Raw genomic sequence first — 24,826 nt, 5'->3', positions numbered from 1 at the left:
AATATTAGTTATGTAAGGAATGGTCCTTACAAGAATAATAATTTATTCAGGAGGGTTAACATGAAGAAAAAGTTTTTAGCAGCAGTATTGGCATCTGTAATGGCCTTTGGCCTTGTAGCTTGCGGAAATAGCGGAGCAGGCACAGAGACAGCAAAGACATCAGGCGGAGAGGGCGGACTCATCAAGGTTGGTATCATCAACAACGATCCTAACGAGTCAGGTTATCGTACAGCTAACGATGCAGACCTTAAGGCTAAGTTCACCAAGGAGAACGGCTATGATGCATCATTTGCTTACAGCTTGAAGAACGATGAGCAGATTCAGTACGCTCAGACCTTTATCCAGGATGATGTTGATTATCTTCTTTTATCTGCAGCTGATACAGCGGGTTGGGATTCAGTTCTTAAGGATGCTCAGGCAGCAGGCGTTAAGGTTATCCTTTTCGACCGTACAATCGATGCAGATTCAAGCCTTTACGAGGCATCAATCGTATCTGACATGGCTAAGGAAGGCCAGACAGCAGTTGACTGGCTTGCAGGTCAGAACCTTTCAGAGTACAACGTAATTCACATTCAGGGTGTTATGGGATCAGCTGCTCAGCAGGGAAGATCCGGAGCACTTGATACCAAGGTTGCAGCAGAAGGCAACTGGAACATCGTTAAGCAGCAGACAGCTGAGTGGAACGCAGAGAAGGCACAGCAGATCGTTCAGTCAGTTATCGATGCAGGCACACCTTTCAACGTAATCTACGCTGAGAACGACGACATGGCTAAGGGCGCTGTTGCAGCTCTTGATGCAGCCGGAATCACACACGGTGTTGGCAAGGACGTTGTTGTTATGGGCTTTGACTGCAACAAGTGGGCTCTTGAAGAGCTTCTTGCTCAGAACTGGAACTACGATGGACAGTGCAATCCTTTCCAGGCTAGCTACATCGACGACATCATCAAGACTCTTGAGGGTGGCGGAACACTTTCACAGAAGACCATCATCATGGACGAGAAGGGCTTCGATGCTACAACAATCACACAGGAAGATGTAGACAACTACGGAATTTAAACGATATTGGGATTCGAAGTAACAGTCATGCGTGTATCGTTTAAAACGATAAACTGGTCTAGTCCAATATAGCTTTACACAAGGCGCGGCGGCAGTGTCTGCCGCGTCTTTTTTAAACAAAAGGCGAGGAGAGTAAAAAGTGAGCGATACGACAATCCTGAAGATGCGAGGCATCAACAAATCATTTCCCGGGGTGCGGGCACTTCAGAATGTGGACTTCACCTTGAACAAAGGCGAGATCCATGCCCTGATGGGGGAAAACGGCGCCGGAAAATCAACACTTATCAAGGTTCTGACAGGTGTTTACACCAAGGACGCAGGAGCCATTGAGCTGGAGGGACAGGGAGAAGTTCAGATCCATTCACCTCAGGATGCTCAGAAGTACGGTATCAGTACCGTATATCAGGAAATTACACTCTGCCCCAATCTTACGGTGGCAGAAAATATGTTTATCGGTCGTGAGACAGGTGCCATTACTAAATGGAAACAGATGAATGAGAACGCCGATAAACTTCTTAAAAAACTGGATATCCCGGCAAGCGCCACACAGCAGCTAGGCAGCTGCTCCATAGCAGTTCAGCAGATGGTGGCCATTGCCAGAGCTATAGATATGGATTGTAAGGTTCTTATTCTGGACGAGCCTACTTCCTCACTGGATGAGCAGGAAGTTGACAAGCTCTTTGAACTGATGAGAGACCTTAAGAAAATGGGAGTTGGAATTATCTTCGTTACTCACTTCCTGGATCAGGTATATGAGGTCTGTGACAAGATCACGGTTCTTCGTGACGGCCAGCTGGTAGGTGAGTATGAGATCAAGGATCTTCCCAGAGTTCAGCTGGTTGCCAAGATGCTTGGTAAGGAGATGGATGATCTCTCTGATATCAAGGGAGAGAGCGCAGCTTATTCCGGAAGCGACGCCGGAGAGGTTGTATTTGAAGCCAAAGGCCTTCAGAGTAATGCCGGCATAAGGCCCTTTGATTTTTACATCAAAAAGGGTGAGGTTAACGGCTTTACAGGTCTTCTGGGTTCCGGCCGAAGCGAGTGTGTAAGAGCTATTTTCGGAGCTGACAGAGTGCTGGGCGGTAAGGTTAAGGTCCATGGCAAAGAGGTTAAGATCAGCAATCCATTGGATGCTATGAAGAACGGTATAGCTTATCTTCCTGAGGACAGAAAGATAGACGGAATTATTGGGGATCTTTCCGTACGAGACAATATCATTCTGGCCCTTCAGGTGCTTACAGGATTCTTCAAGCCCTTTAGTAAGGCCAAGGCCAATGCCTTCGCCGAGGAGTATATCAAGAAGCTCAATATCAAGACCGCTTCTGCGGACACTCCAATCAAATCACTGTCCGGAGGAAATCAGCAGAAGGTTATTCTTGCAAGATGGCTTTTGATGCATCCCGAATATCTTATTCTTGATGAGCCTACAAGAGGAATCGACGTAGGAACCAAGGTTGATATTCAAAAGCTGGTTCTGGAGCTGGCATCGGAGGGTATGAGTGTTACCTTCATTTCATCAGAGACCGATGAGATGCTCAGAACCTGTTCAAGACTTGTAGTTATGCGCGATAGGAAGGTTGTAGGTGAGCTTTCCGGAGAGAATCTCACCCAGAACAATATTATGAGTACTATCGCAGGAGGAGAGTAAGGTATGTCAGATACAAAAAAGAAAAAGGATCAGAGCTTTATAAAAAGGCTTACATCGAATCAGCTCTTTATTCCGCTTCTTGCACTTATTCTTCTTGCGGTAATAAACCTGATCTCGGATCCTATGTTTTTCAAGATCACAGCCGGATTTAACAATGCCGGCAACCCGGTTCTTTCCGGATATTTAATAACAATCCTGGATTACGGCTCAGAGCTGGCAATCCTGGCAATAGGAATGACACTGGTAACGGCAGCTTCCGGAGGACAGGACATTTCCGTCGGCGCCACAATAGCCATTGCGGGATCTGCAATGCTTCGCATACTCTGCGGCGGCAATTCAAGACCTGAGACCATTCAGGCCCCCATAATTGTGGCATTCTTGATTGCCTGCATCGTTGGTATGCTGTGTGGAGCCTTTAACGGACTTCTGGTTTCTGTATTCAAGATCCAGCCCATGATCGCAACACTGATCCTGTTTACTGCAGGTCGTTCCATTGCAGCCTGGATCAACAATAACGAGCTTCCCATTGTTCCGGATCCCAAGTTCTCATACTTCGGCGGATTTATTCCGGGCATTCCGATTCCTACAACTGTATTTATTGCAGCTCTTTGCATGGTGATAATCGCCCTTGTTCTTAAGTTCACGAACCTGGGACTATACACACAGGCAGTAGGTATCAACGAGAGCTCAGCAAGACTTAACGGTATCAACCCTACTTTTGTTAAGTTCCTTGCCTTTGTAATCCTTGGTCTTTGCGTTGCAGTTGCAGCTCTTATCAAGGTTAGCCGTCTTTCAACCATCAACTATTCAGTTATCGCTAAGGATATCGAAATGGATGCGATCCTTGCGGTTGCTCTTGGCGGCAATGCTCTTTCAGGCGGTAAGTTCAATATGTGGGCTTCAATCCTGGGCGCATATGTTATTCAGTTCCTTACCACAACCCTTTATAAGTTCAATGTTCAGTCAGATGCGCTGGCAGCTTATAAGGCTGTTGTAGTTATTCTCCTTGTTGTATTCTCTGCTCCCAAGGTAAGAGAGTACATGGGTAACCTTGTCAAAAAGGTTGCTCCGAAGAAGGGGGTGGCATAAATGAAACTTAAGAGAGACAGTATTTTTAACAAGATAAGTGATACTAATCTGCTCCTTACCATTACAATAGTCATCTTCTTCCTTATGTATATTGGAGCTATTTTGTTCCAGGGCGGCGGTTTCACCAAGCCCCAGATGTTCTTTAACATCCTTAATGCCAACGCTTCACTTATTATTACTGCCTGCGGAATGAGCCTTGTAATGATCTGTGGCGGTATCGATATCTCCGTTGGCGGCGTTGTGGCACTGGTTTCCATGTGCTGCGCAGTTTACCTCGATTATCACGATGGCAGCATTCTGGGATCGATCCTTATTGCACTTGGTATCGGTCTTGCCTACGGCCTGGTTCAGGGTTTCCTTGTTGCTTATCTTGATATTCAGCCCTTTATCGTATCACTTGCAGGTATGTTCTTTGCAAGAGGTATGACAACAATCGTTAATACCGCACCCTTCAATGTAGAGGATCCGGAGTTCACAGCCCTGAAGCTCACAAGAATCAATGTGCCTTTCATGGGATCTGTTAACAAAAAAGGTATTTATGTTCCTGCATATGTCGAAATTGGTGTGATCGTAGCTCTTTTAATTGTGGTATTATTGTTTGTGGTACTCAGATGGACCAGACTGGGAAGAAGCTTCTACGCAGTTGGCGGAAACAAGCAGAGTGCTCTGATGATGGGAATCAACGTTAAGCGCACCAAGTTCCTGTCTCACCTTATCTGCAGCCTTCTTGCAGGAATCGGAGGCTATGTATACTTCCTTCATGTTGGTTCGGGAGCTGCCAGCCATGCAATGGGTATGGAGATGAACGCAATTGCCTCCTCCATCATCGGCGGAACAATGCTGACAGGTGGTGTAGGTAATATCATCGGAACTCTGTTCGGCGTACTGTCACTTAGTACGATCCAGAACATAGTTGCATCCGCAGGCCTTGACGATGCCTGGTGGACAGGAATCACCATCGCTGCGATGCTGTGCCTCTTCCTTATTATCCAGAGCGTAGTAATGGCTCAGAAAAAGAAAGCTCTTAAAGGCTGACGGGGAATATGAAAAAATACCTATCTATATTTGCAGTAGTATTTCTTTTAACAATAAGCATAATGTACGGCTGCGGAGGAAACACTGTTTCCTCCGATGAAGCCGCAGACTTAAGCAGTAGTACATCAAAAGCCGACACGTTAATAACGGTCGGCTTCTCTCAGTTGGGGGCAGAATCCGACTGGAGGAGTGCCAATACCAATTCGATGCTGGGAACCTTCACCGAGGAAAACGGTTACTCTCTGGTCTATAAAAACGGACAGCAGAAGCAGGCCAATCAGATAACCGCCATCAGAACCTTTATTCAGCAGGATGTGGACTATATAGTTCTGGCCCCTGCCAATGAGGACGGGTGGGAATCGGTTCTCTCGGAGGCCAGAGAGGCGCATATTCCGGTCATCATAGTGGACAGAAGAGTGAATGCTTCAGACAAGAATCTGTATTCCTGCTGGGTGGGCTCGGATTTTGAACTGGAGGCCAAGAAGATAACTGCCTGGATCAATGCCTACACTACCAAATGCGGAGTTGCACCTGAGGATCTTCATATAGTAAATATCCAGGGAACAATAGGTAATACAGCCCAGATCGGAAGAACCAGAGGACTAGCCAACGCAGCAAGAGACTATGGCTGGGATCTGATGGAAGAGGTGTCGGGAGATTTCACCGAGGCCAAGGCCCAGGAGGTAATGGAGGCTCTTCTCAAGCGTTTTGACAACATCAATGTGGTTTACTGTGAGAATGACAATGAGGCTATCGGAGCTATAACCGCTCTTGAGAATGCCGGCAAAAGAGTCGGCTCCAATATTAAGTCCGGTGAGGTCATGGTGGTTTCCTTTGACGGAGTTAATGAGCAGGCACTGAGCTACGCAAGAGAGGGCAAGATATCCTGCATCGCTGAATGCAATCCCATGCACGGACCAAGGGTTGATGCTCTTATCAAGGCTCTTGAAAGGGGAGAACAGCCCGATAAGTTCAATTATGTTGATGAGAAGATATACAGCTCAATTCCTGACGTTACAGCTGTCACTGTAGACGACAAGACTTACACTGTAGAGAAACCATAATTAATAGATATGTGTATAAAGACGGCGGCCCGGAGATTCAATCAGGCAGATTGGATCCCTGAGCCGCATTTTTTATAGCAACTTTTTTATTTTATTTTGATATCAATACTCCGTCTGCATCAAAGCTGTACTTCTTGCCCCACTTAGTTATGGTCTCAGATTTTGCAATTTTTCCGTCGGACTTAGCATAATATTTTTTATCAGCGATGGTAATCCAGGCGGTATGTACCTGTCTGCCATCTGCTTTGAAGTAATAGGTATCACCATCAATATCTGTGAAGCCTGTCTGCATCACACCATCTTCGTCAAAGTAGTAGGTTGATGCCCACTTGGTCATCCAGCCTGTAATTCTCTTGCCATCTTTTCCGAAGTAGTAAGTCTTTCCATCATCCTCATAGAAAGTGGCTGTCTGACGAACGCCTCTTTTGTTGAACAGATAATAATCTCCATCAATTACAAGAACTCCGGTAGCCAGTTCACCTGTGGATAATTCATAGTACGTTGCGCCATATTTCACAAACCACCTGCCGCTAACGGGTTCAGGCTGTACTTCTATCTCAAAGTATGGAGAATAGAAATACATAATATATTTGCCATAGCTGTTTATCTGATTATGGGATTTCACAGCTACTCCGTCAATAACAAGCTGTGTGTTTTCATCCAGCTCATATTTGTCAACATAGGATGCATTAAGATAAACAGCTAATTCAAATCTGTATTTTCCGGGGGTAAAGGTCTTATCATAGAAGTCTTTTTCTGTTCCATCTTCTGATACTTTGCGCCAGTTATAGAAATTCACGGTTACTTCAGGGTTCTCTTCATTTGTTATCTTTGCTTTTGTTCTGGCATTTCCGTCTTTCAAAAGATCTTTGGCATCAGTAGATACTGAGATGCTATCAATGAGAGTCCTATTATTATATGTATAATTAAGCTCATATACGTTCGTGATTCTCTCATTGTTCTGATTAAGTGCAGAGAAATAAATTGTATAATCACCTGATATCAGTTCGGTCTTGCTAAAAGCATCTTTCAGGTTATAGGGCATATCATCCTCTGTAAGATAATTAATATGTGCGCCTATATCAAGTCTGTATGAGGACGCATCCTTCACCGGATCCCAATACAAAAGATCTCCTTCAACGCGAAGATTATTGATCTTGGGAATCTCTTTTACTTCATAGTTGCCGGATCTGAAGAAGTAAACGGGGTTTTCAGTACTGGTTATCCTGTCATAAGGGGTACAAGCTACTCCGTCAATTGTAATCGTTATGTTTTCATCTATCTCGAAGGTATCTTTATATGCATCATTAATAACGGCCATACATGTGAAATTATAAGTTCCGGGAGTGAAAACCGAATCATCATAAGTGCGTGAATATCCGTTAGAAAGAACTTTGAACCAATAAGAGTATTGTACGCTAAGTGCCTGATTATCTGTGGTGATAACAACCGGCCCCCTTTTCACGGCGCCGTCTATAAGGAGCTGTTTGGCATTAGTCGTGATGTTTACATTTTTAACAGGAGTTTTTTTTGGGGTATATGTATATTCAAGCTCACTAACTTCACTGCTCCTGTAACCATCCCAATTTATTGCATAGAACTGCAGGGTATAGGATCCCGGATCCAATTTAAAGGTGTCATGGAAGAGTACAGACAGATCACATGGCATGCTCTCATCAGATAAATATTCTCTCTTATCACCTACATCAAGCCAATATAAGGGGGTATCAGGGAAAGGATCCCAATACAAAAGATTTCCTTCAAGTCGCACACCGGTAAGTGACGGCAGCTGTGTCACACCGGGCATAGGGTCTCTGACTTCATCCGGTTCTGCAGGCAAATTGGTTGGCGCAGTTTCCTCTAAAACCTCTTCAAGAACTACCTGTTCTGTAATTTCCTCATCAGCAGACTGTGAGGCATAAGCAGTCACGGGCTGTAAAATAAGGCCTGTACACAATGCTGCGGCCAGTAACCTTGTTAAGAATATCTTTCTCATAAAATCCCACCTTTCCTATAAGAAAATTTGTTATAATGGCAATACAAGAAGCGCCACTTCCTAAATTTTAAGCGAGATTTAAACGAAATAACATTAACCTTTAGTTAGTAAAAAATTTTAAGTTTGGTGTTGACAACATATATTTATCTGTGTTATATTATCTCAGTATTTGAAAACAAAGCAGAGTATCCACTCTCACCCTGCGGCTTCGCCAGTAGTGGTTAATATCTTTTCAAATCTTCTCAGATCATGAGAATTGATTGACTTAGATTTTCAGTGGATACATGCGAGTATCCACTTTTTTTATTTTATCGGAGGATAAAGCCATTAGCGAGTTATTTATTAATGACCAGATCAGAGCTAAGGAAGTACGTGTAATTGGTATCGAAGGGGATCAGCTGGGTGTTATGTCAATCCAGGATGCAAGGAAGATCGCTGACGATGAGGGTGTTGATCTTGTAATGATCGCTCCCACAGCCAAGCCACCTGTTTGCAGAGTTGTTGATTACGGTAAGTTCAAGTATGAGCAGCTTCGCAAGGAGAAGGAAGCAAGAAAGAAACAGAAGACTGTTGAGATCAAGGAGATCAGACTTTCTCCCAACATCGACACCAACGACCTTAATACCAAGGTCAATGCAGCCAAGAAGTTCCTTGAGAAAGGAAACAGAGTTAAGATCACTCTTCGTTTCCGCGGAAGAGAGATGGCTCATATGGGTGCCAGCGTTCACATTCTTACTGACTTTGCAGAGGCCCTGGCAGATGTAGCGGTTGTTGAGAAGCAGCCCAAGGTTGAGGGACGTAGTATGACCATGTTCCTTACCGAGAAGAAGAATTGATTTTTAGCCACATACCTGGTTAAAGATAAATCTATGATATTTATCTATCATAAGACTTAAGTGAAGAATTAGGAGGATTTAGTTATGCAGCAAAAGATGAAGACAAAGAGAGCTGCTGCCAAGAGATTCAAGGTTACAGGAACTGGCAAGCTCATGAGAAACAAAGCGTATAAGCGCCACATCTTAACAAAGAAGTCCACAAAGAGAAAGAGAAATCTCAGACATGCCGGACTTGTTGACGCTACAAATGTAAAGACAATGAAGAGCATCCTTCCTTACGCTTAATTCTCAGCGTTATAGAAGATGTATTTCCGGTTTAGTTTATTAGAATTTTAGGAGGAATTTAAGATGGCAAGAGTTAAAGGCGCATTAAATGCCAAGAAGAAGCATAAAAGAGTATTAAAGCTTGCAAAGGGCTACAGAGGAGCAAGATCCAAGCAGTACAGAGTAGCTAAGCAGTCAGTTATGAGAGCACTTACTTCAGCATTTGCTGGACGTAAGCAGAAGAAGAGAGATATGAGATCTCTCTGGATCACACGTATCAATGCTGCAGCTAGAATCAATGGTCTTTCATACAGCAACATGATGCATGGTCTTAAGCTTGCAGGCGTAGACATCAACAGAAAGATGCTTGCTGAGCTTGCAGTTAACGATCCTGATGGATTCAAGACACTTGCAGAGCTTGCAAAAGAGAAAATTGCTTAATCGAAAATTACAAGTTTTATTTGGGAAACTTTCATTGATTAAATAGTTTTTTTAGAGTATTATTATGGAGTATCGAGTCCTTCGATACTCCATTTTTAGTGGAATTTTACAAAAATTAACATAAATACAAAGTGAGGAATAATTATGGCATTTGAGAATTTAGAGCCCAGGGAAGTATTTCATTTCTTCGAGGAGATCTGCAGGATTCCGCATGGCTCCGGGAATCTTCAGAAGATCAGTGATTATCTTGTTTCTTTTGCAAAGGAGAGAGGTTTTGAGGTACGCCGCGACGACGAACTCAATGTAATAATCAAGGCTCCCGGAAGCGCAGGCTACGAGGACAAGGCGCCTGTTATTCTTCAGGGCCATATGGATATGGTTGCGGTTAAGAATGATGACTGTGACATTGATATGAAGACTGAGGGTCTTCGCACTGCCACAGACGGTGAGTTCGTATGGGCAGAGGGAACCAGCCTTGGCGGCGACGACGGAATTGCGGTTGCATACTGTCTTGCACTTCTTGATTCCAAGGACATTCCTCATCCTCCGCTGGAGGTTGTAATAACAACCAATGAAGAGACAGGTATGTTCGGAGCAGCAGCAATTGACCTTTCAGATCTTAAGGGCAAGCAGCTCATCAACATCGACAACGAGGAAGAGGGAGCATTTATCGTTAGCTGCGCAGGCGGCGCAAGGATCTATTCCCAGTTCCCTCTTAAGAGAGAGAGCTTTGTTGGTAATCTTCTCAAGGTAGATATTTCCGGACTTCAGGGCGGACACTCAGGAGAGATGATCAAGTGCGGAAGAGGTAACGCGAATATTATTCTTGCAAGAACTCTTTTGGAGGCGCTGGATGATGTAGACGTAAGGCTTGTTACTATCGAAGGCGGTGTTGCCGATAATGCTATTCCTTCCACAGCTACAGCTCTTGTTCTTGTGAATGCAGAAGACGTTGATGCTTTTGTTAAGAGCGTAGGAGTTACCCTTAAGGACGTGCAGGGTGAGCTTGAGGTGAAGGATCCCGGCCTTGATATCGCAGTATCCGAAGTTGCTGAGTCAGCGGAGCAGAGCGCAGTTACTCCCCAGGACACCAAAAAGGTTCTTACCGCAATCTGTGCAATGCCTGACGGAGTACAGGCTATGAGTTCTTCTGTCGAGGGACTTGTGGAGACATCACTTAACCTTGGAATCATCAAGTGCGATGAGGAGAAGGTTACAATCGATCAGTCAGTAAGAAGCAGCGTAGGTTCTTCCAAGAAGGCACTTATGAGGAAGGTTACTTCCATCACCACAGTATTTGGCGGAAGCTACGAGATCAGCGGAGAGTATCCCGGATGGAAGTTCAGACAGGAGTCAGAGCTTAGAGACCATATGGTATCCGTTTACGAGAAAATGTACGGCAAAAAACCTCAGGTTATGGCAATCCACGCAGGTCTTGAGTGCGGTCTTTTAAGTGAGAAGATTGATGACCTTGACTGCATCTCCATCGGACCTGACATGCAGGATATCCACTCAGCCAAGGAGAGGCTTTCTGTGGCTTCAACAAAGAATGTATGGGAGTATTTAAAGGCAGTTCTTGCCTAATTGGGGTATTTAATTCGTGAGACATGCCTTGGCGTGTCACCGTACAATTTAATTCGTGGGACATGCCTTGGCGTGTCCCCGTACATCTATAGGAGGGTTACAAGTAGTGAATGAAATCAGACAGATGATAATGGATTCCGTTATAAACCAGTTCAACAAAAAGGGTATGAAGTTTACAATGGACGATATTTCCAAGGAGCTTCATATCAGCAAGAAGACCATTTATAAAGAGTTTGAGGATAAGAATGAACTCTTTTTTGCCACAGTAGATTACGGATTCTCTGCTATCAAGAGAAAGGAAGCAGAGGTTCTTGCGGACGACAGTCTTGATCTTGTGGAGAAGATCTCCAAACTGATCGTCTGCCTTCCCGATAATTATAAGAATATCGATTTCAGAAGAGTATATCAGCTCAAGGAGAAGTATCCTCTTGTTTACCAGAAGGTAGCACACAGGATTGAGACAGACTGGGAGGAGACGGATAAGCTCCTGGTCAAGGCAATGGAGCAGGGCCTTATCAGAAAGGTACCTCTTGGAATTGTGAAGCTGATGATTGAGGGAGCCATCGAGAGATTCCTTAGTTGTGAGGATCTTTCAGACACGAACCTTAGCTATGAAGAGGCTCTTAATGAGATGATCGATATCGTTATCAACGGACTTAGAGTTAAGTAACAGGGAGGGTAGTCAATGATCTACGCAGACGGACATTTATTTTTACTTCAGACAGCCGGCACTTCATATATGTTCAGAAAGCTGGATTCGGGGCACTTGGAGCATATCCATTACGGTGGATCTCTTTTTTCCAAGGAGAGAGTAAAAAAAGCCATGGAGAGCGGCAAGTGTGAGGAAGTAACAGAGCTTGGCAAGGAGGGCATCGAGAAAGTAGCTGATGCTGTTGCCCCCAAGCACTTCTTTGGCGGCGGAAACATGAATGTGTACTCTGATGAGTTCAGTGGTGTATTCCTTGAGCAGCTTAATCTCGAGATGTCTTCCTTTGGTAAAGGCGATATCAGAGAGCCTTTCGTTGAGCTTACCTATGCAGACGGCTCCAAGACTGTGGACTTTACCTTTGAGAATTTTGAGGTAAAAAAAGGTAAGGCAATGCTGGAGACTCTTCCTTCTTCCTATGAGGCGGATGAGCAGCTTTTTATCGTACTTAAGGATAAACAGTACAATGTGCGGCTGATGCTGATCTATTCGGTGTTTGAGAGCATCGATGTGATCACCAGAAGTGCGATCGTATATAACGACAGCGACAAAGCGGTGGTGATCGACAGACTCCTCAGCACCCAGATCGACTTTAATCGTCCCGCTTATAAAATGACTTCCTTCCATGGAAGATGGGCCAATGAGATGGGCAAGCACGAATCTGTCTGCACAGGCGGCAAGGTTGTATGCGAGGAGCTTAATGCCGGAGAGTCAGGATCAAGATCCAATCCTTTTGTTATTGTAAGTGATATCGATGCGGATGATGAGCACGGTGAGTGCTATGGATTTAACCTTATCTACAGCGGAGATCACTACGAAGCTCTTTCTTCCAACGGCGTAAATATGAGCAGGTTTGTATGCGGTATTCAGCCTAACAGCTTCTCCTGGCTTCTTGGCCCCGGGGATAGCTTCGAGACTCCGGAGGCGGTTATGACCTTTTCCGGCAGGGGCATGAATGCCATGAGCATCAACATGCATGAGTTCGTAAGAAAGCATGTGGTAAGAGGAACCTGGCGCGACAAGGAGAGACCGATTCTTATTAACAGCTGGGAGGCCGCGTATTTTAACTTTACCCAGGGGTCACTTGTGGCTCTTGCAAAAGAGGCTAAGAAGTGCGGAATCGAGCTTTTTGTCATGGACGATGGCTGGTTCGGCGTAAGAAACGATGATAAGAGATCACTTGGCGACTGGTACGAGAATAAGAAGAAGCTCCCCGGAGGAATTCAGGAGCTTGCTGATAAGATAACGAATCTTGGAATGATGTTCGGTATCTGGGTAGAGCCTGAGATGGTAAATGAGGATTCTGACCTTTACAGAGCGCATCCGGACTGGGCTGTACAGATTCCGGGTAAGCCCCATTCCAAGGGAAGAAACCAGATGAACCTTGACCTTACAAGGACTGAGGTTCAGGACTATGTTATAGAGTCCATGAAGAGGGTATTTTCTGCAGGTAAGGTTTCCTACGTTAAGTGGGATATGAACAGGATCTTTTCCGACAGATTTTCAGCAAGCCTTGGTGAGAGAAGACAGGGCGAGTTCATGCACAGATATTATCTGGGACTGTATCGCATCATGAAGGAGCTGACCCAGAGCTTCCCGGATATTCTGTTCGAGGGCTGCTCTGCAGGTGGTAACAGATTTGATCTTGGAATACTGTGCTATTTCCCTCAGATCTGGGGATCGGATGATACGGATGCCATGTGCAGACTTGATATCCAGAGAGGCTACAGCTACGGATATCCCGCCAGCACTGTGGGAGCACATGTTTCTGCGTGCCCTAATCATCAGACACTTAACAATTCGCCCCTTGAGACCAGGTATGAGATTGCCTGTGCGGGCTGCTTTGGCTATGAGCTCAATCTCTGCGATCTGTCAGAGTCTGATAAAAAGGTTATTGCAGAGCAGGTTGAGTTCTACAAGAATTGGAGAGAGGTATTCCAGTTCGGAGATTATTACAGACTTCCCGACTATGGATATATCATTGTCAGCAGGGATAAGAAGAAGGCTGTTTCCTTTGTTGTGGAGAGAAATTCCAAGCCCAACAATGATTACAGATGCTTAAAGACTGTCGGACTTGCTGAGGACAAGGTCTACAATATGAGAAACAGAGTGGTTCCTCTTAGTGTCAAGGAGTTCGGAAGTCTTGTTAATACGATGGTTCCGGTTCATGTGAAGCAGGATGGGCTGCTGCATACAATAATTGACAGAGTGGTGAATGTCAGCAGCGAGGAGCAGAAGGTTACGGCGACAGGAGCGGCATTCAATAATCATGGAGTAGCGCTGAATCCCTCCTTCAGTGGTACCGGCTACAACCAAGACACCCGCATAATGCGCACCGAGGATGTGCGCCTCTACGTATTCGAAGAAGCGTAAGCGAATAATTGAATCATAGTGGTTTCCCGGACCCGGCTCTTCTCGGGCCGCGACGGCTGTGATCATGACAAAATCTGTCTCACGGTGCTAAACGCTTCGCCAAGCCCCGGACATGAATCACTCGTGCATAAGGCGCTCCTGATTCATGGGGCTCGACTCCGCAACCCCGAAATCGACAGATTTTGTCATGATCACAGCCGTCGCGACCTGAGAAGAGCCGGTGTATATGTGAAGCCGCAAGAAGAGCAATTATTATTGTTTAAAATCATTGCAAGAATACCGAAAAGGCGCTTGAATAGAATGTTCTTCAATGCTAAGATTTTTGTAATACGTTTGGAGGACAATGTAATTTGGGGGCTGTAGTAAGGAGTGCTGCTAAGGCGGATTTTGAGGCGGTAAGAAGGATCATGAACCAGGTGCAGGAATTGCATGTGGAGTGGAGGCCGGATATTTACAGGCTGAATGAGAATTTTTTTACCGAAGAGATGTTTGAAGAGCTGTTTGAAGGCGGCAGGTTCTATGTTGCGGATATGGATGGAGCAGTTGTCGGAGTGCTGGGAATAGATTACAGGCATATCGAAACGCCGGCAAATGTGACGAGAGATGTTGTTTTTATAGACAGCATGGCTGTTGATAGCGAGTATAGAGGCAAGGGAATCGGTCATCTCTTTTTTGACAAGGTGAGAGAGCTTAAGAGAGAGCGAAATGCCGATGGAATCGAGCTTCAGGTGAATGCCAGGAACAGAGCTGCCTATGAGATGTACAGGAGCTGCGGTTTCACAGAGAAGTCCATTAACATGGAACTGTTGTAATGGGGGAATAGTCTATGATAATTCAGACGGGATCCCGTACTGATATACCCGCATTTTATGCGGACTGGTTTGCGAATAGGTTGAGAGAGGGATTTGTTTATGTGAGAAACCCTTACAATATGACCTATGTTACGAAGTATGTGCTCCATCCCTCTGTGGTGGATCTGTTTAGTTTCTGTTCCAAGAATCCGGAGCCGATGCTGAAATATCTTGATCTGCTAAGACCTTACGGCACATATTGGTACGTGACGATAACGGGCTATGGAAGGGACATTGAGCCAAATGTACCGGAAATCCCGGAGGTGACAGAGACCTTCAAAAGGCTGTCGGAATTTGCAGGGGTGGATTCCATGGGATGGCGGTATGACCCTATTTTTCTTGATGAGAAGTACACGGTAGGATATCATCTTGAAAAGTTTGCGGAGATTGCGAAGACCCTTGAAGGATATACCGAAACTGCGGTGATCAGCTTTATAGATCTGTATCAGAAGGTTAAAAAGAATTTTCCCGAGGCTAAGACGATAGAGAAGAAAGATCGCCTCTACCTTGGAGAGAACATGGTTAAGATTGCAGCAGAGCACGGCATGACGCTAAGACCCTGCGGAGAGGGAAATGAGCTGGAGCAATTCGGAGCTGATTGCAGCGGCTGCATGACTCAGGAGATCTTTGAAAAAGCAGTACATAACACAATGGCTTTTCCGAAGAACAAAAACACCAGGGCTATCTGCGATTGTTTCCTTGGAAACGATATTGGAATGTATAACACCTGTCTTCATATGTGCAGATACTGTTATGCCAATTATGATGAGCAGACTGTGCGCAATAACAGGAAGAATCATGATCCGGAGTCGCCACTTTTGATAGGTAATATAAGGCCGGAGGATGAGATCCATCAGGCTGTGCAGGAGAGCTGGATCGATGGACAGCTTACATTTGATTTTCTATAGACAAAAATGATAACGGGGAGAACCGGGATGAAAAAAGTATTTTCGATGCTTATGATACTTATATGCGCTACATTTATGACCGGATGTATGCGATGCGCCACCACTGTTAAGATAGATAAAAGCGGTAAGGCGGATATTTCCATCGTTATGGCCTTCAGCGACGAATTTACCGGTGACTCGGGGGATCAGTATGATTCAACGCTCAGCGAAGATATGAAGGGGCTTGAAAAGGAAGGCTGGACCATAAGCGAATATTACGACGATGGGTATACCGGATATATTGCGACGCAGGAAGATGTTGACCTGGAGAAGATGGATTCCAGACAGGATGCACTGCAGATGAAGGTCAAAAGAAGCGGCAGTAAATATACAATAGACTGGACTCTTTTTGACGAAGATTATTATGAACAGCTTGTTGTTTACAAGGATTACATGGATGCATATGATGGTTATATTACAGCAGTTATAGAGCTTCCTGTTGCAGTGACTGAGTGCAATGCAACTGATATATCCGATGACGAAAGGACGCTTACCTGGGATCTTATGGAGCTCTCCGGCGGTCAGGCAATCCACGTTGAGTATGACCTTGGTGATGCGGAATCGGGTTCGGGATCTATAGGGGGCTTTGAAGTTAAGGATCTGTATCAGATGGCAGGCTACCTTTTTGCTATTCTTTTGGTGGTTGGCGGCGTTATTTTTTATCTTATAAATAATTCCAAGAAAAATAAAAGTATGCCCTATGGTCAGCCCATGGGAGCTTACGGGCAGCAGATGAATCAGCAGATGAGACAGCCGATGAATCAACCGATGGGACAGCCTATGAGTCAGCAGATGAATCAACCTATGAGTCAGCAGATGAGTCAACCTATGAGTCAGCCTATGAGTCAGCAGATGATGAACCAGCAGATGATGAATCAGCAGATGAATCAGCAGCAGATGAACCAGCAGGTGATGAATCAGCAGATGAATCAGCAGCAGATGAACCAGCAGGTGATGAATCAGCAGATGATGAACCAGCAGGTGATGAACCAACAAATGATGAATCAGCAACAGATGAATCAGCAGATGATGAATCAGCAGCAGATGAACCAACAGATGATGAATCAGCCAGTGATGAACCAGCCAGTGATGAATCAGCAGGTGGAACAGCCTATAAGTCAGCAGGTGGAACCACAGATGAACCAGAGTAATGAACCTACCGCTGCAGCACTGGTTTCTGTATGTCCGAAGTGCGGCGCAACAATTAAGGATGGTAATTCTTTCTGCGGAATCTGCGGTTTCAGGATAAGTTAATAGAATAGGATATGAACAATAAAAAGGAGCTGCCACGCAGCTCCTTTAATCATTAATACTTATTATGCATTGTGCTCGCTCAGATACTCGTTAAGTGCATCTGTGATCTCTTCGCTGTCGATGCCGTGTACCACGCAGGCTTCAGCCAGTGATTCCATCTGGGAAGCGGGGCAGTGGATGCATCCCATTCCGCACTCCATAAGGAACTGTGCTGCAAGAGGATGCTTGGTAATGATATCTCCCATAAGCATATCGGGAGTAATAAGATCTTTAACTTCTGACATTGTATTCTCCTCACTTTCTGTATCATTTCCAAAGAATAAATCTTTTAAATTCATCTTTTACACCTCGAAAAAGATTGTGCTAAATCATTTTAGCGCACACTAACTTCTCCTGCAAGAACTTTTTTGTAATCTTCATAATTCTTCTTAAGAAGCTCCGGAGTGTTTAGCTCGTAAGGGCATTTGGTGGTGCAGGCTCTGCAATTAAGGCAGCCTTCGATCTTTTTCATCTCTGTCTGCCAGGCGTCGGTAAGCCAGTTCTCTGAAGGAGCGCGCCTTAGCATCAAGGACATGCGGGCACAGTTGTTGATCTGGATTCCGGCGGGGCAGGGCATACAATAACCGCAGCCACGGCAGAAGTCGCCGGCAAGCTCTGCCTGCTCCTTTTCAATGAACTCCTTGATCTCACCTGTGAGCTCAGGAGTCTTGTCCATATATGAGAGCCATTCATCCAGCTCGGATTCTCTTTGTATTCCCCAGATAGGCATTACATTGTCATACTGAGTCATATAGGCCATTGCTGCATCGGAGCGGTTGATAAGTCCTCCGGCAAGTCCCTTCATGGCGATGAAACCGACATTTTTTTCTTTGCACAGATTAACAAGCTCAATCTCTTTTTGGGAGGAGAGATAGCTGAAGGGGAACTGCATGGTCTCATACAGACCGCTCTCTACGCACTCCATGGCTACCATGACCTTGTGGGCTGTGGCACCGATATGTCTGATCATGCCTTTTTCCTTGGCTTGTAGCATACATTCGTAGAGACCTGTGGAATCGCCTGGCTTAAAGCACTGCGGTACCATGTGGAACTGGTACAGGTCGATATAGTCGGTCTTAAGAAGCTTAAGTGAGGTCTCAAGATCCTTCCAGAAATCCTTGGGAGTCTTGGCGTGGGTCTTGGTTGCAATATAGATTTTCTCCCTGATGCCGCCGGAAAAAGCGTTGCCAAGCTTTTCCTCGCTGTCTGAATAGGCCCTTGCGGTATCGAAATAAGTGATTCCGCCTTCATAGGCCTTTCGCAGGATTCTGACTGAAGTGTCCATGTCATCCCTTTGGATGGGAAGAGCTCCAAAACCGTTCTGAGGGGCGGTGATACCGGTACTTCCTAGCGTTATATTTTTCATAAGTAATCTCCTTTCAATTTCTTCTTATCATTTTGCGGAAGGGGAACCTGGGCCAGGATTATTGCGGTAAAAATGAGGGCGCAGCCCAAAAGTTCCCTTGCAGTCATGGTCTGTCCCAGAATAAGCCAGCCAAACAACGTGGAAAAAACAGATTCCATACTCATAATAAGCGATGCCAAGGTGGGATTTAAGTCCCTCTGTCCCACAGCCTGAAGTGTGTAACCAACTGCACTTGAGAAGATTCCGGTGTACAGTATCGGTATCCATGCACTTGGAACTGACAAGGAGGCTGCCCAGCCTGAAGGATCCGTAATAACTTCTGTAAAAACAGCCATTAAGCAGGACAGTACGCCGCTTACGAAGAACTGCACGCAGGCCAGGGACACCGGGCTCATGGTGGGAGCGTAATGATCAATACCAAGAATCTGCACCGAAAAGAGAAATGCGCAAAGAAGAAGCATTAAATTGGCTCCCGACATGGATAACAGACCGTTTCTTGGAAAAGACTGAAAACAAAGAAGATATAGCCCTGCCAGAGTGATACCTACTGCGATCCATACGATACCGGAGCATTTTCTTCCAAGGAATATTCCGATAACAGGCACAAGTACTATATAGCAGGCTGTAAGAAACCCTGCTTCTCCGGCTTCTGCACCCATGGCGATTCCTGCCTGCTGGGCTGTTGAAGCCAGGAAAAGGGCAGTGCCGCACAGTACTCCTCCCAGGAGCTTTTCACGGGATATGGAGGTGATCTTTGTTCCCTGTTTGCGTATAAAGGGAAGGAGACATATTCCTCCGATAATGAAACGAATACCGTTGAAGGTAAAGGTACCTATGCTATCTCCGGCAACGGACTGAGCCACGAAGGCTGCGCCCCATACAATTGCCGCCAGAAGCAGCAATAATGAGCTTTTCAGCTGTTTGAGACTTACGTTTGTTTTGGATGTACTCATAATTAAAATTAAAAAATATCTCCTTTAAATAAAATATTAAATGAAAAACATTAAAAAGTAGTTGACAAAAGATAAAAGACATTATAATATTGATTTATCGATAAACATTAAAACTTAAATGTTTTAAGTTAAACGCGCGTGGGGCATATAAAACCCGGTTCAAACAATAATTTAACAGACAACAACTCATTATTCAATTACAACAATAGGAGGTTATCATGAACAAAGAAAACGCTATCAGCAAGATCAATCAGATTGGTAAGACAGGAAGAGTACTCAGCATAATATGCATTGTTTGCACATGGATAGGACTTGTATGTGCTATCCTCGGAATAATAGCACTTCTCATCATCCCCAAGGATCTGTTCGCAATAAAACTTGACGGAACAGCAGTAATAGAAGTCAGAAATGAAGATATTTCCCAGATCTCTGCGAAGGATTTTGAAGAGAATGGATTCACATCCGAAGGCTCCTGGACTATCAATGGTGATAACTATGTACCTTCAGATACTACAGTTTCCGGTGATACCATATCTTTTTCATATGTTAAGGAGCCTGCAAGAGTTACTTCAAGCAGAATTATATTTGTTTTGATCACCGCGATTGTTTACATAGCAGTATGCCTGGTTCTTTTAACCTTTGTTAAGAAGCTGTGCAAGGCATTGGAGACAACTGCATCACCCTTTGAAGAGTCAATTATTTTCGGAATAAAGAGATGTGCATGGGCACTTATTCCCTGGGCAATCGTCGGCGGATTTTTAAGAAGTGCCGTAACCTCAGTTTTTTCTTCAAGAATGAACTCGGGTTTTGACTTTAATCTGGCAACAGTACTTGTAATTGTGCTTTTATTTGGACTTGCACATATATTCCAGTACGGCGCAATGCTTCAGACTGAGTCTGATGAGACATTATAAGGAGGGACGGACTATGGGAAAAATCATACTTAGACTGGACCGTGTTATGGCTGACCGCAAGATGAGTCTCAATGAACTCTCAGAGAAAGTGGGAGTCAGCAACGTGAATCTGTCGAAGATCAAGACCGGCAAGATAAGCGCCGTAAGATTTTCAACACTGGAAGCAATCTGTGAAGCACTTGACTGCCAGCCCGGAGATATTCTGGAATATGACAAGAATGCAGGACACGAAGAATAATATGATCCGAATGAAAAAATCGGAACAAGAAAAGATGGGCCTTCATTATGAAGACCCATCTTCGCTTAGTAAGAAAACCGCAATCAGTTGCCGTAACCGGTTACCTTTGAAGGTTCGTTACTGGCGATTCGGACATACATATAAATTGTTACCGTTACGGTAATAATCATGAGAAATGTCCAAAGGATGATACTGATTCCGCCCCAGACTATGGTGTTGTCAATACTCATAATGATTCCCCTTAAACCACAGTGAAGCGGAGCACTCTGACCTAACATGCTGTTATCTCCGTAGTGGTAAAACCAGGCAAAGTGCTTGAGCATCAGTACCGCTGGGATGATAGTAGCAACTAGCAAAAACATATAAGTAATAAGCACTATTATCCTTTTCTTCATAACGTCTTTCCTTTCTCCCTCACGTCCAAAATAATAACATATTGCGTAACATTTTTGTAAAAAATCTGACGAATGACACTTGAAATCGGACGAATGACACTTTTTTCAGGAAAAAAGGTCAAAATTTGCTCATTTTTTCTTTGATCTGTTCCTCTGTATGTTTTATCTCAAGTAAAAAATCTCTGGCAGAAAGTCTCAGGGCACCGCTGCTCATAACAATAACCTGTTCAATGTTATCGGAGGTGGCTACGGTTACTTTGTATTTTTTGCCAATTTCGTGGGCTGCTTTTTCTATGTACTGGTCAGCGGTCTCGGCCTCCTTGGTGTAGATGACGGTGAGATCGTGGTGCTTTACTATGTGCTCGGTACCTCCCGGAACCTTGTAGGCATCAAAGACAAGGATGACTATTTCCCTGCGAAAACCTGCGAAATTTACCAGCAGGTCAATGAGAGCGTCTCTGGCAGCCTTAAGGTCTGTCTGAGCAAGGCTTGACAGCTCCGGTGACGCATAGATCACATTGTAACCGTCAACCAAAAGATATTCTTTGGGGCGTTCGATGAGAGCGCTCTTGGCCTCGAGGCCCGCAGCTTTTTTCTTACTAAGAGATACCTCGGGAGCGGGGCCCTCGCTTGCAAGGGGAGTGTCCTTGGTGCGGCGTCGCTCCTCATAGTTCTCAACATATCGTGGCTTGATCTGGCCGTAGGTTCTCTCGAATATGGCCATCAGCTCATTGTTGGTGGCTCTTATCTCTCTGTCTATTTCCGCAAAAGAGCGGTTATCTTCAGTATCCTTCCTTTTATGGGCCTGGAGCTTTTTAAGGGCCTCCATGTCGATACTGTCAGTGAGGTCAGTCTTTTTCTCAAAGCCGGTTTCGGGATTCCAGCCGGTATCAAGGTGCATGTAACTACGTACCTCATTCCAGGGAATAAGTGTTCCTGCGCCGTGGGAGCAAAAGACAGAAGAGGAAGGATTGTCCTGATCAGCCTCCGGGTCGTAAGCAAAGGATGCAATGACCTCCTCCGGGTTGTGACAGGGAGCATAGCCGCTTAAGGTGGTGGTTATATAGCCCTCGCCGTGGGTGTAGGAGGTAAGCTCCGATGCGTAGTCCCCAAGGCAGGCTGCAGGAATGGTGCCTGTCAGCACGGATTTGCCGCCTTCCATGTCAGGGAGTCCTACAGTGCCGTTCATTCTCTGTATGTCGTTAAGGGCTCTGCCAACCGATTCCTGAGGCAGAACCATCCTATAATTAAACATGGGTTCCAAAAGGACTGAATCGCTCTCCATAAGTCCCTGGCGCACAGCCCTGTAGGTGGCCTGTCTGAAGTCTCCTCCCTCGGTATGCTTCTCATGGGCTCTGCCGGTCAAAAGAGTGATCTTGATATCCGTTATCTCTGAGCCTGTAAGGACACCCTTGTGGGCCTTCTCCTGCAGATGGGTGAGGATGAGCCTTTGCCAGTTAAGGGCAAGGACGTCGGTGCTGCAGATGTTATCAAGTATGATGCCGCTTCCGGGCTCTGCCGGTTCCAGAAGAAGGTGAACCTCTGCGTAGTGCCTTAGGGGCTCAAAGTGTCCTACGCCTTCCACAGCAGATGCTATTGTCTCCTTGTAAACGATGTGGCCCGGTCCGAAGGAAATATCCGTATCGAAACGCTCTTTGATAAGGTGATGCAGGATCTCTTTTTGGACTTCGCCCATTACCTGAGCTTCAATCTGCTTTTCTGAGGTTCCGGGAAGTTCCTTTAGGGAGATACGAAGCATGGGTTCCTCTTCCTGCAGTATCATGAGCTTTTTGTAAAAAGATAAGGTGTCAGTCTCTTCGGGAAGTATGAGAGAGCAGGAGATGATGGGCTGGATCAGTTCTGCCTCAGAGGCTTTTTTCTCGCAGCCAAGCCCTTCTCCGGCCTTTGTTGAGGACAGACCTGTCACGGCGCAGATTGTGCCGGGGCCTGCTTCCTTGACGGCTTCGAATTTCTCACCGTTGTAGATCCTGATCTGGTCTATCTTTTCTTCACCGATAAGGTCCCTTACCTTAATAACCCCGCCGGTGACCTTGAGGTGAGTCAGTCTGTTGCCCTGGTTGTCGCGGCTTATCTTGTATACTCTTGCGCCAAAAGCGCCTGATCCATCCTCTGCGGAGGGAGACAGGTGAGTTGTGATAAGATTAAGAAGCTCCTCTACGCCCTGCATCTTAAGGGCGCTTCCGAAGATTACAGGGAAGCTCTTTCTGTCGCAGATAAGACCGGTTATATCGGAATCAGAGACCTCTTTTCCCTCAAGAAATGCAGATAAAAGGCTGTCATCACATACCGCCAGTTCTTCCTGAGTATCGGGTGAGGCTGTCCCATCGGAGAAATCGATAACATTGCTTCCCAGCTCCTTTTTCAGGTGCTCCAAAATAGCAGCCTTGTCTGAGCCTGCCTGATCCATTTTGTTGACGAAAATGAAGGTGGGAACCTGATAGTGAGACAGGAGCTTCCAGAGAAGACGCACCTGACTTGTGACACCGTCTGCGGCGCTGATGATCAGAACCGCACCGTCCAGAACCTGAAGAGTTCTCTCCATTTCGGGAGAAAAGTCCGAGTGGCCGGGGGTGTCAAGAAGAGTAAAGCTATTGTTTTTCCAGTCGAAAAGAGCCTGCTTGGAGAAGATAGTAATCCCGCGGGCTCTTTCTAGTTCATAGGTGTCAAGGAAGGCGTCCTTGTGATCGACCCTTCCGAGTTTTCTTATGGTGCCGGAGAGATAGAGCATCCCTTCGGACAATGTGGTTTTGCCGGCATCCACGTGTGCCAGGATGCCAAGTGTTATCTTTTTAGTATTCATAAAAGCTATTATATGTTCTCAAGGGGGCTGTAGGCAATCTTAACATTAATATCCTGATTGTAATTGCCAAAGCCGTGCCCGAAAATAGTAAGTCCGCCTACGTGTTCGGCATTCTCGGGAACCTCAAGACGAAACTTGAGAGCGCTTCTGGAGTTCAATGTGAAGCTGTCTATCGTAACATCGGAGATCTTGATTCCATCGATGAAGGAACCCTTGTGGTTAACCACCAGTGTTTTGAGCATGCCGTACTGATTCCAGCCTGAGAACCACCAGTCGGGGGTGAAGATTCCCTTGACATCTCCGAAATCGCCGGGGGACACCCAGGTGCCAAGAAGAGTGTCGTTAAGGTAAAAATAGATATCGGAGGGCCAGACGTTGTTGACGCCCGGGGCCTCAGAGCTCAGTTCCGCGCAGATGCAGATCTCATCAATTTTCTGCCCCGCAGGAATGAAATTGGGAATCGCATAGTCCACATATCCCTTGGTAAACCAGAGAATATCAGCCTCATAGCGGTCAGGATGGGCAAAATATCTGGTGTCGTCAACCTCACCGATAAGTCTCTTGGAGGAAGCCAGGCCGCAGGTGGGATACACTTCATAATTGGTAAAATGTCCAACCTTGATATCGGAGGTATATACGTTGGTGTTACGAGGAGCGTTCTGAAGTTCGATCAGGATCTTGTCCAGACGAACCGAGCATACCTTCTCATTGCCGTGGCCGGTGCCTTCCGAGGAAACCGTAACAATGCCGCATTCCTCGAGCTTTCTAATATGGCTGGTGAGTGCACCGTTGGTTATCTTGAGGCGACTTGCCAGCTCGTTCATATTCATGCCCGTTTCGTTTAAAAGGATCTTGATGATCTCAACTCTGATATCTGAGCCGAGAGCCTTAAAGAGGTCAAGGCCTTCATCGAGGGATTTGATGTGTAACATAGCGTGTTACCTCTCTGTATATTT

General features: G+C 45.5%; 23 protein-coding genes. 16 read left to right on the top strand and 7 right to left on the bottom strand.

Annotation, left to right across the window (positions count from 1 at the left end; all coding sequences use genetic code 11):
• Positions 1-60: 60 nt before the first annotated feature.
• The 5 genes from NXH67_RS14550 (at position 61) to NXH67_RS14530 (ending at position 5,892) form a co-directional block, all read left to right on the top strand.
• A complete protein-coding gene (locus NXH67_RS14550) occupies positions 61-1,056 on the top strand; it encodes an ABC transporter substrate-binding protein (RefSeq protein WP_022777874.1) in 996 nt (331 codons plus the stop codon).
• Positions 1,057-1,219: 163 nt separating this feature from the next.
• On the top strand, positions 1,220-2,704 hold the full coding sequence (locus NXH67_RS14545) for a sugar ABC transporter ATP-binding protein (protein ID WP_272798049.1): 1,485 nt from the start codon (positions 1,220-1,222) through the stop codon (positions 2,702-2,704).
• Between the two features lie 3 nt (positions 2,705-2,707).
• Positions 2,708-3,793 carry an ABC transporter permease gene (locus NXH67_RS14540; protein ID WP_022777872.1) on the top strand — a complete coding sequence of 362 codons (1,086 nt, stop codon included), beginning with the start codon at positions 2,708-2,710 and terminating at the stop codon, positions 3,791-3,793.
• Complete coding sequence (locus NXH67_RS14535; RefSeq protein WP_022777871.1) at positions 3,794-4,828, top strand: ABC transporter permease subunit; 1,035 nt, start codon at positions 3,794-3,796, stop codon at positions 4,826-4,828.
• A gap of 8 nt (positions 4,829-4,836) precedes the next feature.
• On the top strand, positions 4,837-5,892 hold the full coding sequence (locus tag NXH67_RS14530; RefSeq protein ID WP_272797843.1) for an ABC transporter substrate-binding protein: 1,056 nt from the start codon (positions 4,837-4,839) through the stop codon (positions 5,890-5,892).
• 91 nt (positions 5,893-5,983) lie between these two features.
• Here the strand turns inward: NXH67_RS14530 and NXH67_RS14525 are convergent, their stop codons facing one another.
• Complete coding sequence (locus NXH67_RS14525; protein WP_272797842.1) at positions 5,984-7,888, bottom strand: N-acetylmuramoyl-L-alanine amidase family protein; 1,905 nt, start codon at positions 7,886-7,888, stop codon at positions 5,984-5,986.
• 284 nt (positions 7,889-8,172) lie between these two features.
• Here NXH67_RS14525 and infC point away from each other — a divergent pair, with 284 nt between their 5' ends.
• From infC to NXH67_RS14480, 9 genes are all read left to right on the top strand, one after another.
• Entirely contained in the window at positions 8,173-8,724 is a 552-nt protein-coding gene (infC, locus tag NXH67_RS14520; protein WP_022777868.1) for a translation initiation factor IF-3, read from the top strand.
• An 84-nt stretch (positions 8,725-8,808) separates the two neighbouring features.
• Complete coding sequence (gene rpmI, locus NXH67_RS14515) at positions 8,809-9,009, top strand: 50S ribosomal protein L35 (protein ID WP_022777867.1); 201 nt, start codon at positions 8,809-8,811, stop codon at positions 9,007-9,009.
• Between the two features lie 63 nt (positions 9,010-9,072).
• Positions 9,073-9,429 (top strand): 50S ribosomal protein L20, encoded by a 357-nt coding sequence (gene rplT, locus NXH67_RS14510; protein WP_022777866.1) that lies wholly within the window; start codon positions 9,073-9,075, stop codon positions 9,427-9,429.
• A 144-nt stretch (positions 9,430-9,573) separates the two neighbouring features.
• Positions 9,574-11,013 (top strand): aminoacyl-histidine dipeptidase, encoded by a 1,440-nt coding sequence (locus NXH67_RS14505; RefSeq protein WP_272797841.1) that lies wholly within the window; start codon positions 9,574-9,576, stop codon positions 11,011-11,013.
• Between the two features lie 106 nt (positions 11,014-11,119).
• Positions 11,120-11,683 (top strand): TetR/AcrR family transcriptional regulator, encoded by a 564-nt coding sequence (locus tag NXH67_RS14500; RefSeq protein WP_272797840.1) that lies wholly within the window; start codon positions 11,120-11,122, stop codon positions 11,681-11,683.
• A gap of 15 nt (positions 11,684-11,698) precedes the next feature.
• On the top strand, positions 11,699-14,092 hold the full coding sequence (locus tag NXH67_RS14495; protein WP_272797839.1) for an alpha-galactosidase: 2,394 nt from the start codon (positions 11,699-11,701) through the stop codon (positions 14,090-14,092).
• A gap of 350 nt (positions 14,093-14,442) precedes the next feature.
• Positions 14,443-14,904, top strand: a complete 462-nt coding sequence (locus NXH67_RS14490) for a GNAT family N-acetyltransferase (protein ID WP_272797838.1) — start codon at positions 14,443-14,445, stop codon at positions 14,902-14,904.
• 14 nt (positions 14,905-14,918) lie between these two features.
• Entirely contained in the window at positions 14,919-15,851 is a 933-nt protein-coding gene (locus tag NXH67_RS14485) for a DUF1848 domain-containing protein (protein ID WP_272797837.1), read from the top strand.
• Between the two features lie 27 nt (positions 15,852-15,878).
• Positions 15,879-17,144 (top strand): LppM family (lipo)protein, encoded by a 1,266-nt coding sequence (locus NXH67_RS14480; RefSeq protein ID WP_272797836.1) that lies wholly within the window; start codon positions 15,879-15,881, stop codon positions 17,142-17,144.
• Positions 17,145-17,206: 62 nt separating this feature from the next.
• Here the strand turns inward: NXH67_RS14480 and NXH67_RS14475 are convergent, their stop codons facing one another.
• The 3 genes from NXH67_RS14475 to NXH67_RS14465 all read right to left on the bottom strand — a co-directional run bounded on the left by NXH67_RS14475 (position 17,207) and on the right by NXH67_RS14465 (position 19,502).
• Complete coding sequence (locus NXH67_RS14475; RefSeq protein WP_035787974.1) at positions 17,207-17,428, bottom strand: DUF1858 domain-containing protein; 222 nt, start codon at positions 17,426-17,428, stop codon at positions 17,207-17,209.
• Positions 17,429-17,517: 89 nt separating this feature from the next.
• Complete coding sequence (locus NXH67_RS14470) at positions 17,518-18,549, bottom strand: aldo/keto reductase (RefSeq protein WP_272797835.1); 1,032 nt, start codon at positions 18,547-18,549, stop codon at positions 17,518-17,520.
• The gene (locus tag NXH67_RS14465) at positions 18,546-19,502 is read right to left on the bottom strand and encodes a DMT family transporter (RefSeq protein WP_272797834.1); all 957 of its coding nucleotides are present in this window, start codon (positions 19,500-19,502) and stop codon (positions 18,546-18,548) included. The genes NXH67_RS14470 and NXH67_RS14465 overlap by 4 nt, the downstream gene beginning before the upstream one ends.
• Positions 19,503-19,720: 218 nt before the next feature.
• Here NXH67_RS14465 and NXH67_RS14460 point away from each other — a divergent pair, with 218 nt between their 5' ends.
• Positions 19,721-20,416, top strand: coding sequence for a DUF2975 domain-containing protein (locus NXH67_RS14460; protein WP_272797833.1), 696 nt, complete (start codon positions 19,721-19,723; stop codon positions 20,414-20,416).
• Between the two features lie 13 nt (positions 20,417-20,429).
• The gene (locus NXH67_RS14455) at positions 20,430-20,654 is read left to right on the top strand and encodes a helix-turn-helix domain-containing protein (RefSeq protein WP_272797832.1); all 225 of its coding nucleotides are present in this window, start codon (positions 20,430-20,432) and stop codon (positions 20,652-20,654) included.
• 83 nt (positions 20,655-20,737) lie between these two features.
• Here NXH67_RS14455 and NXH67_RS14450 read toward each other — a convergent pair whose 3' ends face one another.
• The 3 genes from NXH67_RS14450 to NXH67_RS14440 all read right to left on the bottom strand — a co-directional run bounded on the left by NXH67_RS14450 (position 20,738) and on the right by NXH67_RS14440 (position 24,802).
• Positions 20,738-21,049, bottom strand: a complete 312-nt coding sequence (locus tag NXH67_RS14450) for a hypothetical protein (RefSeq protein ID WP_022777854.1) — start codon at positions 21,047-21,049, stop codon at positions 20,738-20,740.
• Between the two features lie 118 nt (positions 21,050-21,167).
• Positions 21,168-23,870, bottom strand: a complete 2,703-nt coding sequence (locus NXH67_RS14445; protein ID WP_272797831.1) for a translation factor GTPase family protein — start codon at positions 23,868-23,870, stop codon at positions 21,168-21,170.
• An 8-nt stretch (positions 23,871-23,878) separates the two neighbouring features.
• Positions 23,879-24,802, bottom strand: a complete 924-nt coding sequence (locus tag NXH67_RS14440; protein ID WP_272797830.1) for an ArsR/SmtB family transcription factor — start codon at positions 24,800-24,802, stop codon at positions 23,879-23,881.
• Positions 24,803-24,826 lie beyond the last annotated feature (24 nt).

Source organism: Butyrivibrio sp. DSM 10294 (assembly GCF_028539135.1).
GTDB lineage: Bacteria > Bacillota > Clostridia > Lachnospirales > Lachnospiraceae > Butyrivibrio.
Note: the sequence above shows the minus strand (reverse complement) of the source record. Positions and strands in the feature narration are given on the sequence as shown.

Bases quoted from the DNA above. Each gene is read 5' to 3' on its own strand.
- NXH67_RS14550 (WP_022777874.1), top strand. From the start codon at position 61: ATGAAGAAAAAGTTTTTAGCAGCAGTATTGGCATCTGTAATGGCCTTT.
- NXH67_RS14545 (WP_272798049.1), top strand. From the start codon at position 1,220: ATGCGAGGCATCAACAAATCATTTCCCGGGGTGCGGGCACTTCAGAAT.
- NXH67_RS14540 (WP_022777872.1), top strand. From the start codon at position 2,708: ATGTCAGATACAAAAAAGAAAAAGGATCAGAGCTTTATAAAAAGGCTT.
- NXH67_RS14535 (WP_022777871.1), top strand. From the start codon at position 3,794: ATGAAACTTAAGAGAGACAGTATTTTTAACAAGATAAGTGATACTAAT.
- NXH67_RS14530 (WP_272797843.1), top strand. From the start codon at position 4,837: ATGAAAAAATACCTATCTATATTTGCAGTAGTATTTCTTTTAACAATA.
- NXH67_RS14525 (WP_272797842.1), bottom strand. From the start codon at position 7,888: ATGAGAAAGATATTCTTAACAAGGTTACTGGCCGCAGCATTGTGTACA.
- infC (WP_022777868.1), top strand. From the start codon at position 8,173: ATGCGAGTATCCACTTTTTTTATTTTATCGGAGGATAAAGCCATTAGC.
- rpmI (WP_022777867.1), top strand. From the start codon at position 8,809: ATGCAGCAAAAGATGAAGACAAAGAGAGCTGCTGCCAAGAGATTCAAG.
- rplT (WP_022777866.1), top strand. From the start codon at position 9,073: ATGGCAAGAGTTAAAGGCGCATTAAATGCCAAGAAGAAGCATAAAAGA.
- NXH67_RS14505 (WP_272797841.1), top strand. From the start codon at position 9,574: ATGGCATTTGAGAATTTAGAGCCCAGGGAAGTATTTCATTTCTTCGAG.
- NXH67_RS14495 (WP_272797839.1), top strand. From the start codon at position 11,699: ATGATCTACGCAGACGGACATTTATTTTTACTTCAGACAGCCGGCACT.
- NXH67_RS14485 (WP_272797837.1), top strand. From the start codon at position 14,919: ATGATAATTCAGACGGGATCCCGTACTGATATACCCGCATTTTATGCG.
- NXH67_RS14480 (WP_272797836.1), top strand. From the start codon at position 15,879: ATGAAAAAAGTATTTTCGATGCTTATGATACTTATATGCGCTACATTT.
- NXH67_RS14475 (WP_035787974.1), bottom strand. From the start codon at position 17,428: ATGTCAGAAGTTAAAGATCTTATTACTCCCGATATGCTTATGGGAGAT.
- NXH67_RS14470 (WP_272797835.1), bottom strand. From the start codon at position 18,549: ATGAAAAATATAACGCTAGGAAGTACCGGTATCACCGCCCCTCAGAAC.
- NXH67_RS14465 (WP_272797834.1), bottom strand. From the start codon at position 19,502: ATGAGTACATCCAAAACAAACGTAAGTCTCAAACAGCTGAAAAGCTCA.
- NXH67_RS14460 (WP_272797833.1), top strand. From the start codon at position 19,721: ATGAACAAAGAAAACGCTATCAGCAAGATCAATCAGATTGGTAAGACA.
- NXH67_RS14455 (WP_272797832.1), top strand. From the start codon at position 20,430: ATGGGAAAAATCATACTTAGACTGGACCGTGTTATGGCTGACCGCAAG.
- NXH67_RS14450 (WP_022777854.1), bottom strand. From the start codon at position 21,049: ATGAAGAAAAGGATAATAGTGCTTATTACTTATATGTTTTTGCTAGTT.
- NXH67_RS14445 (WP_272797831.1), bottom strand. From the start codon at position 23,870: ATGAATACTAAAAAGATAACACTTGGCATCCTGGCACACGTGGATGCC.
- NXH67_RS14440 (WP_272797830.1), bottom strand. From the start codon at position 24,802: ATGTTACACATCAAATCCCTCGATGAAGGCCTTGACCTCTTTAAGGCT.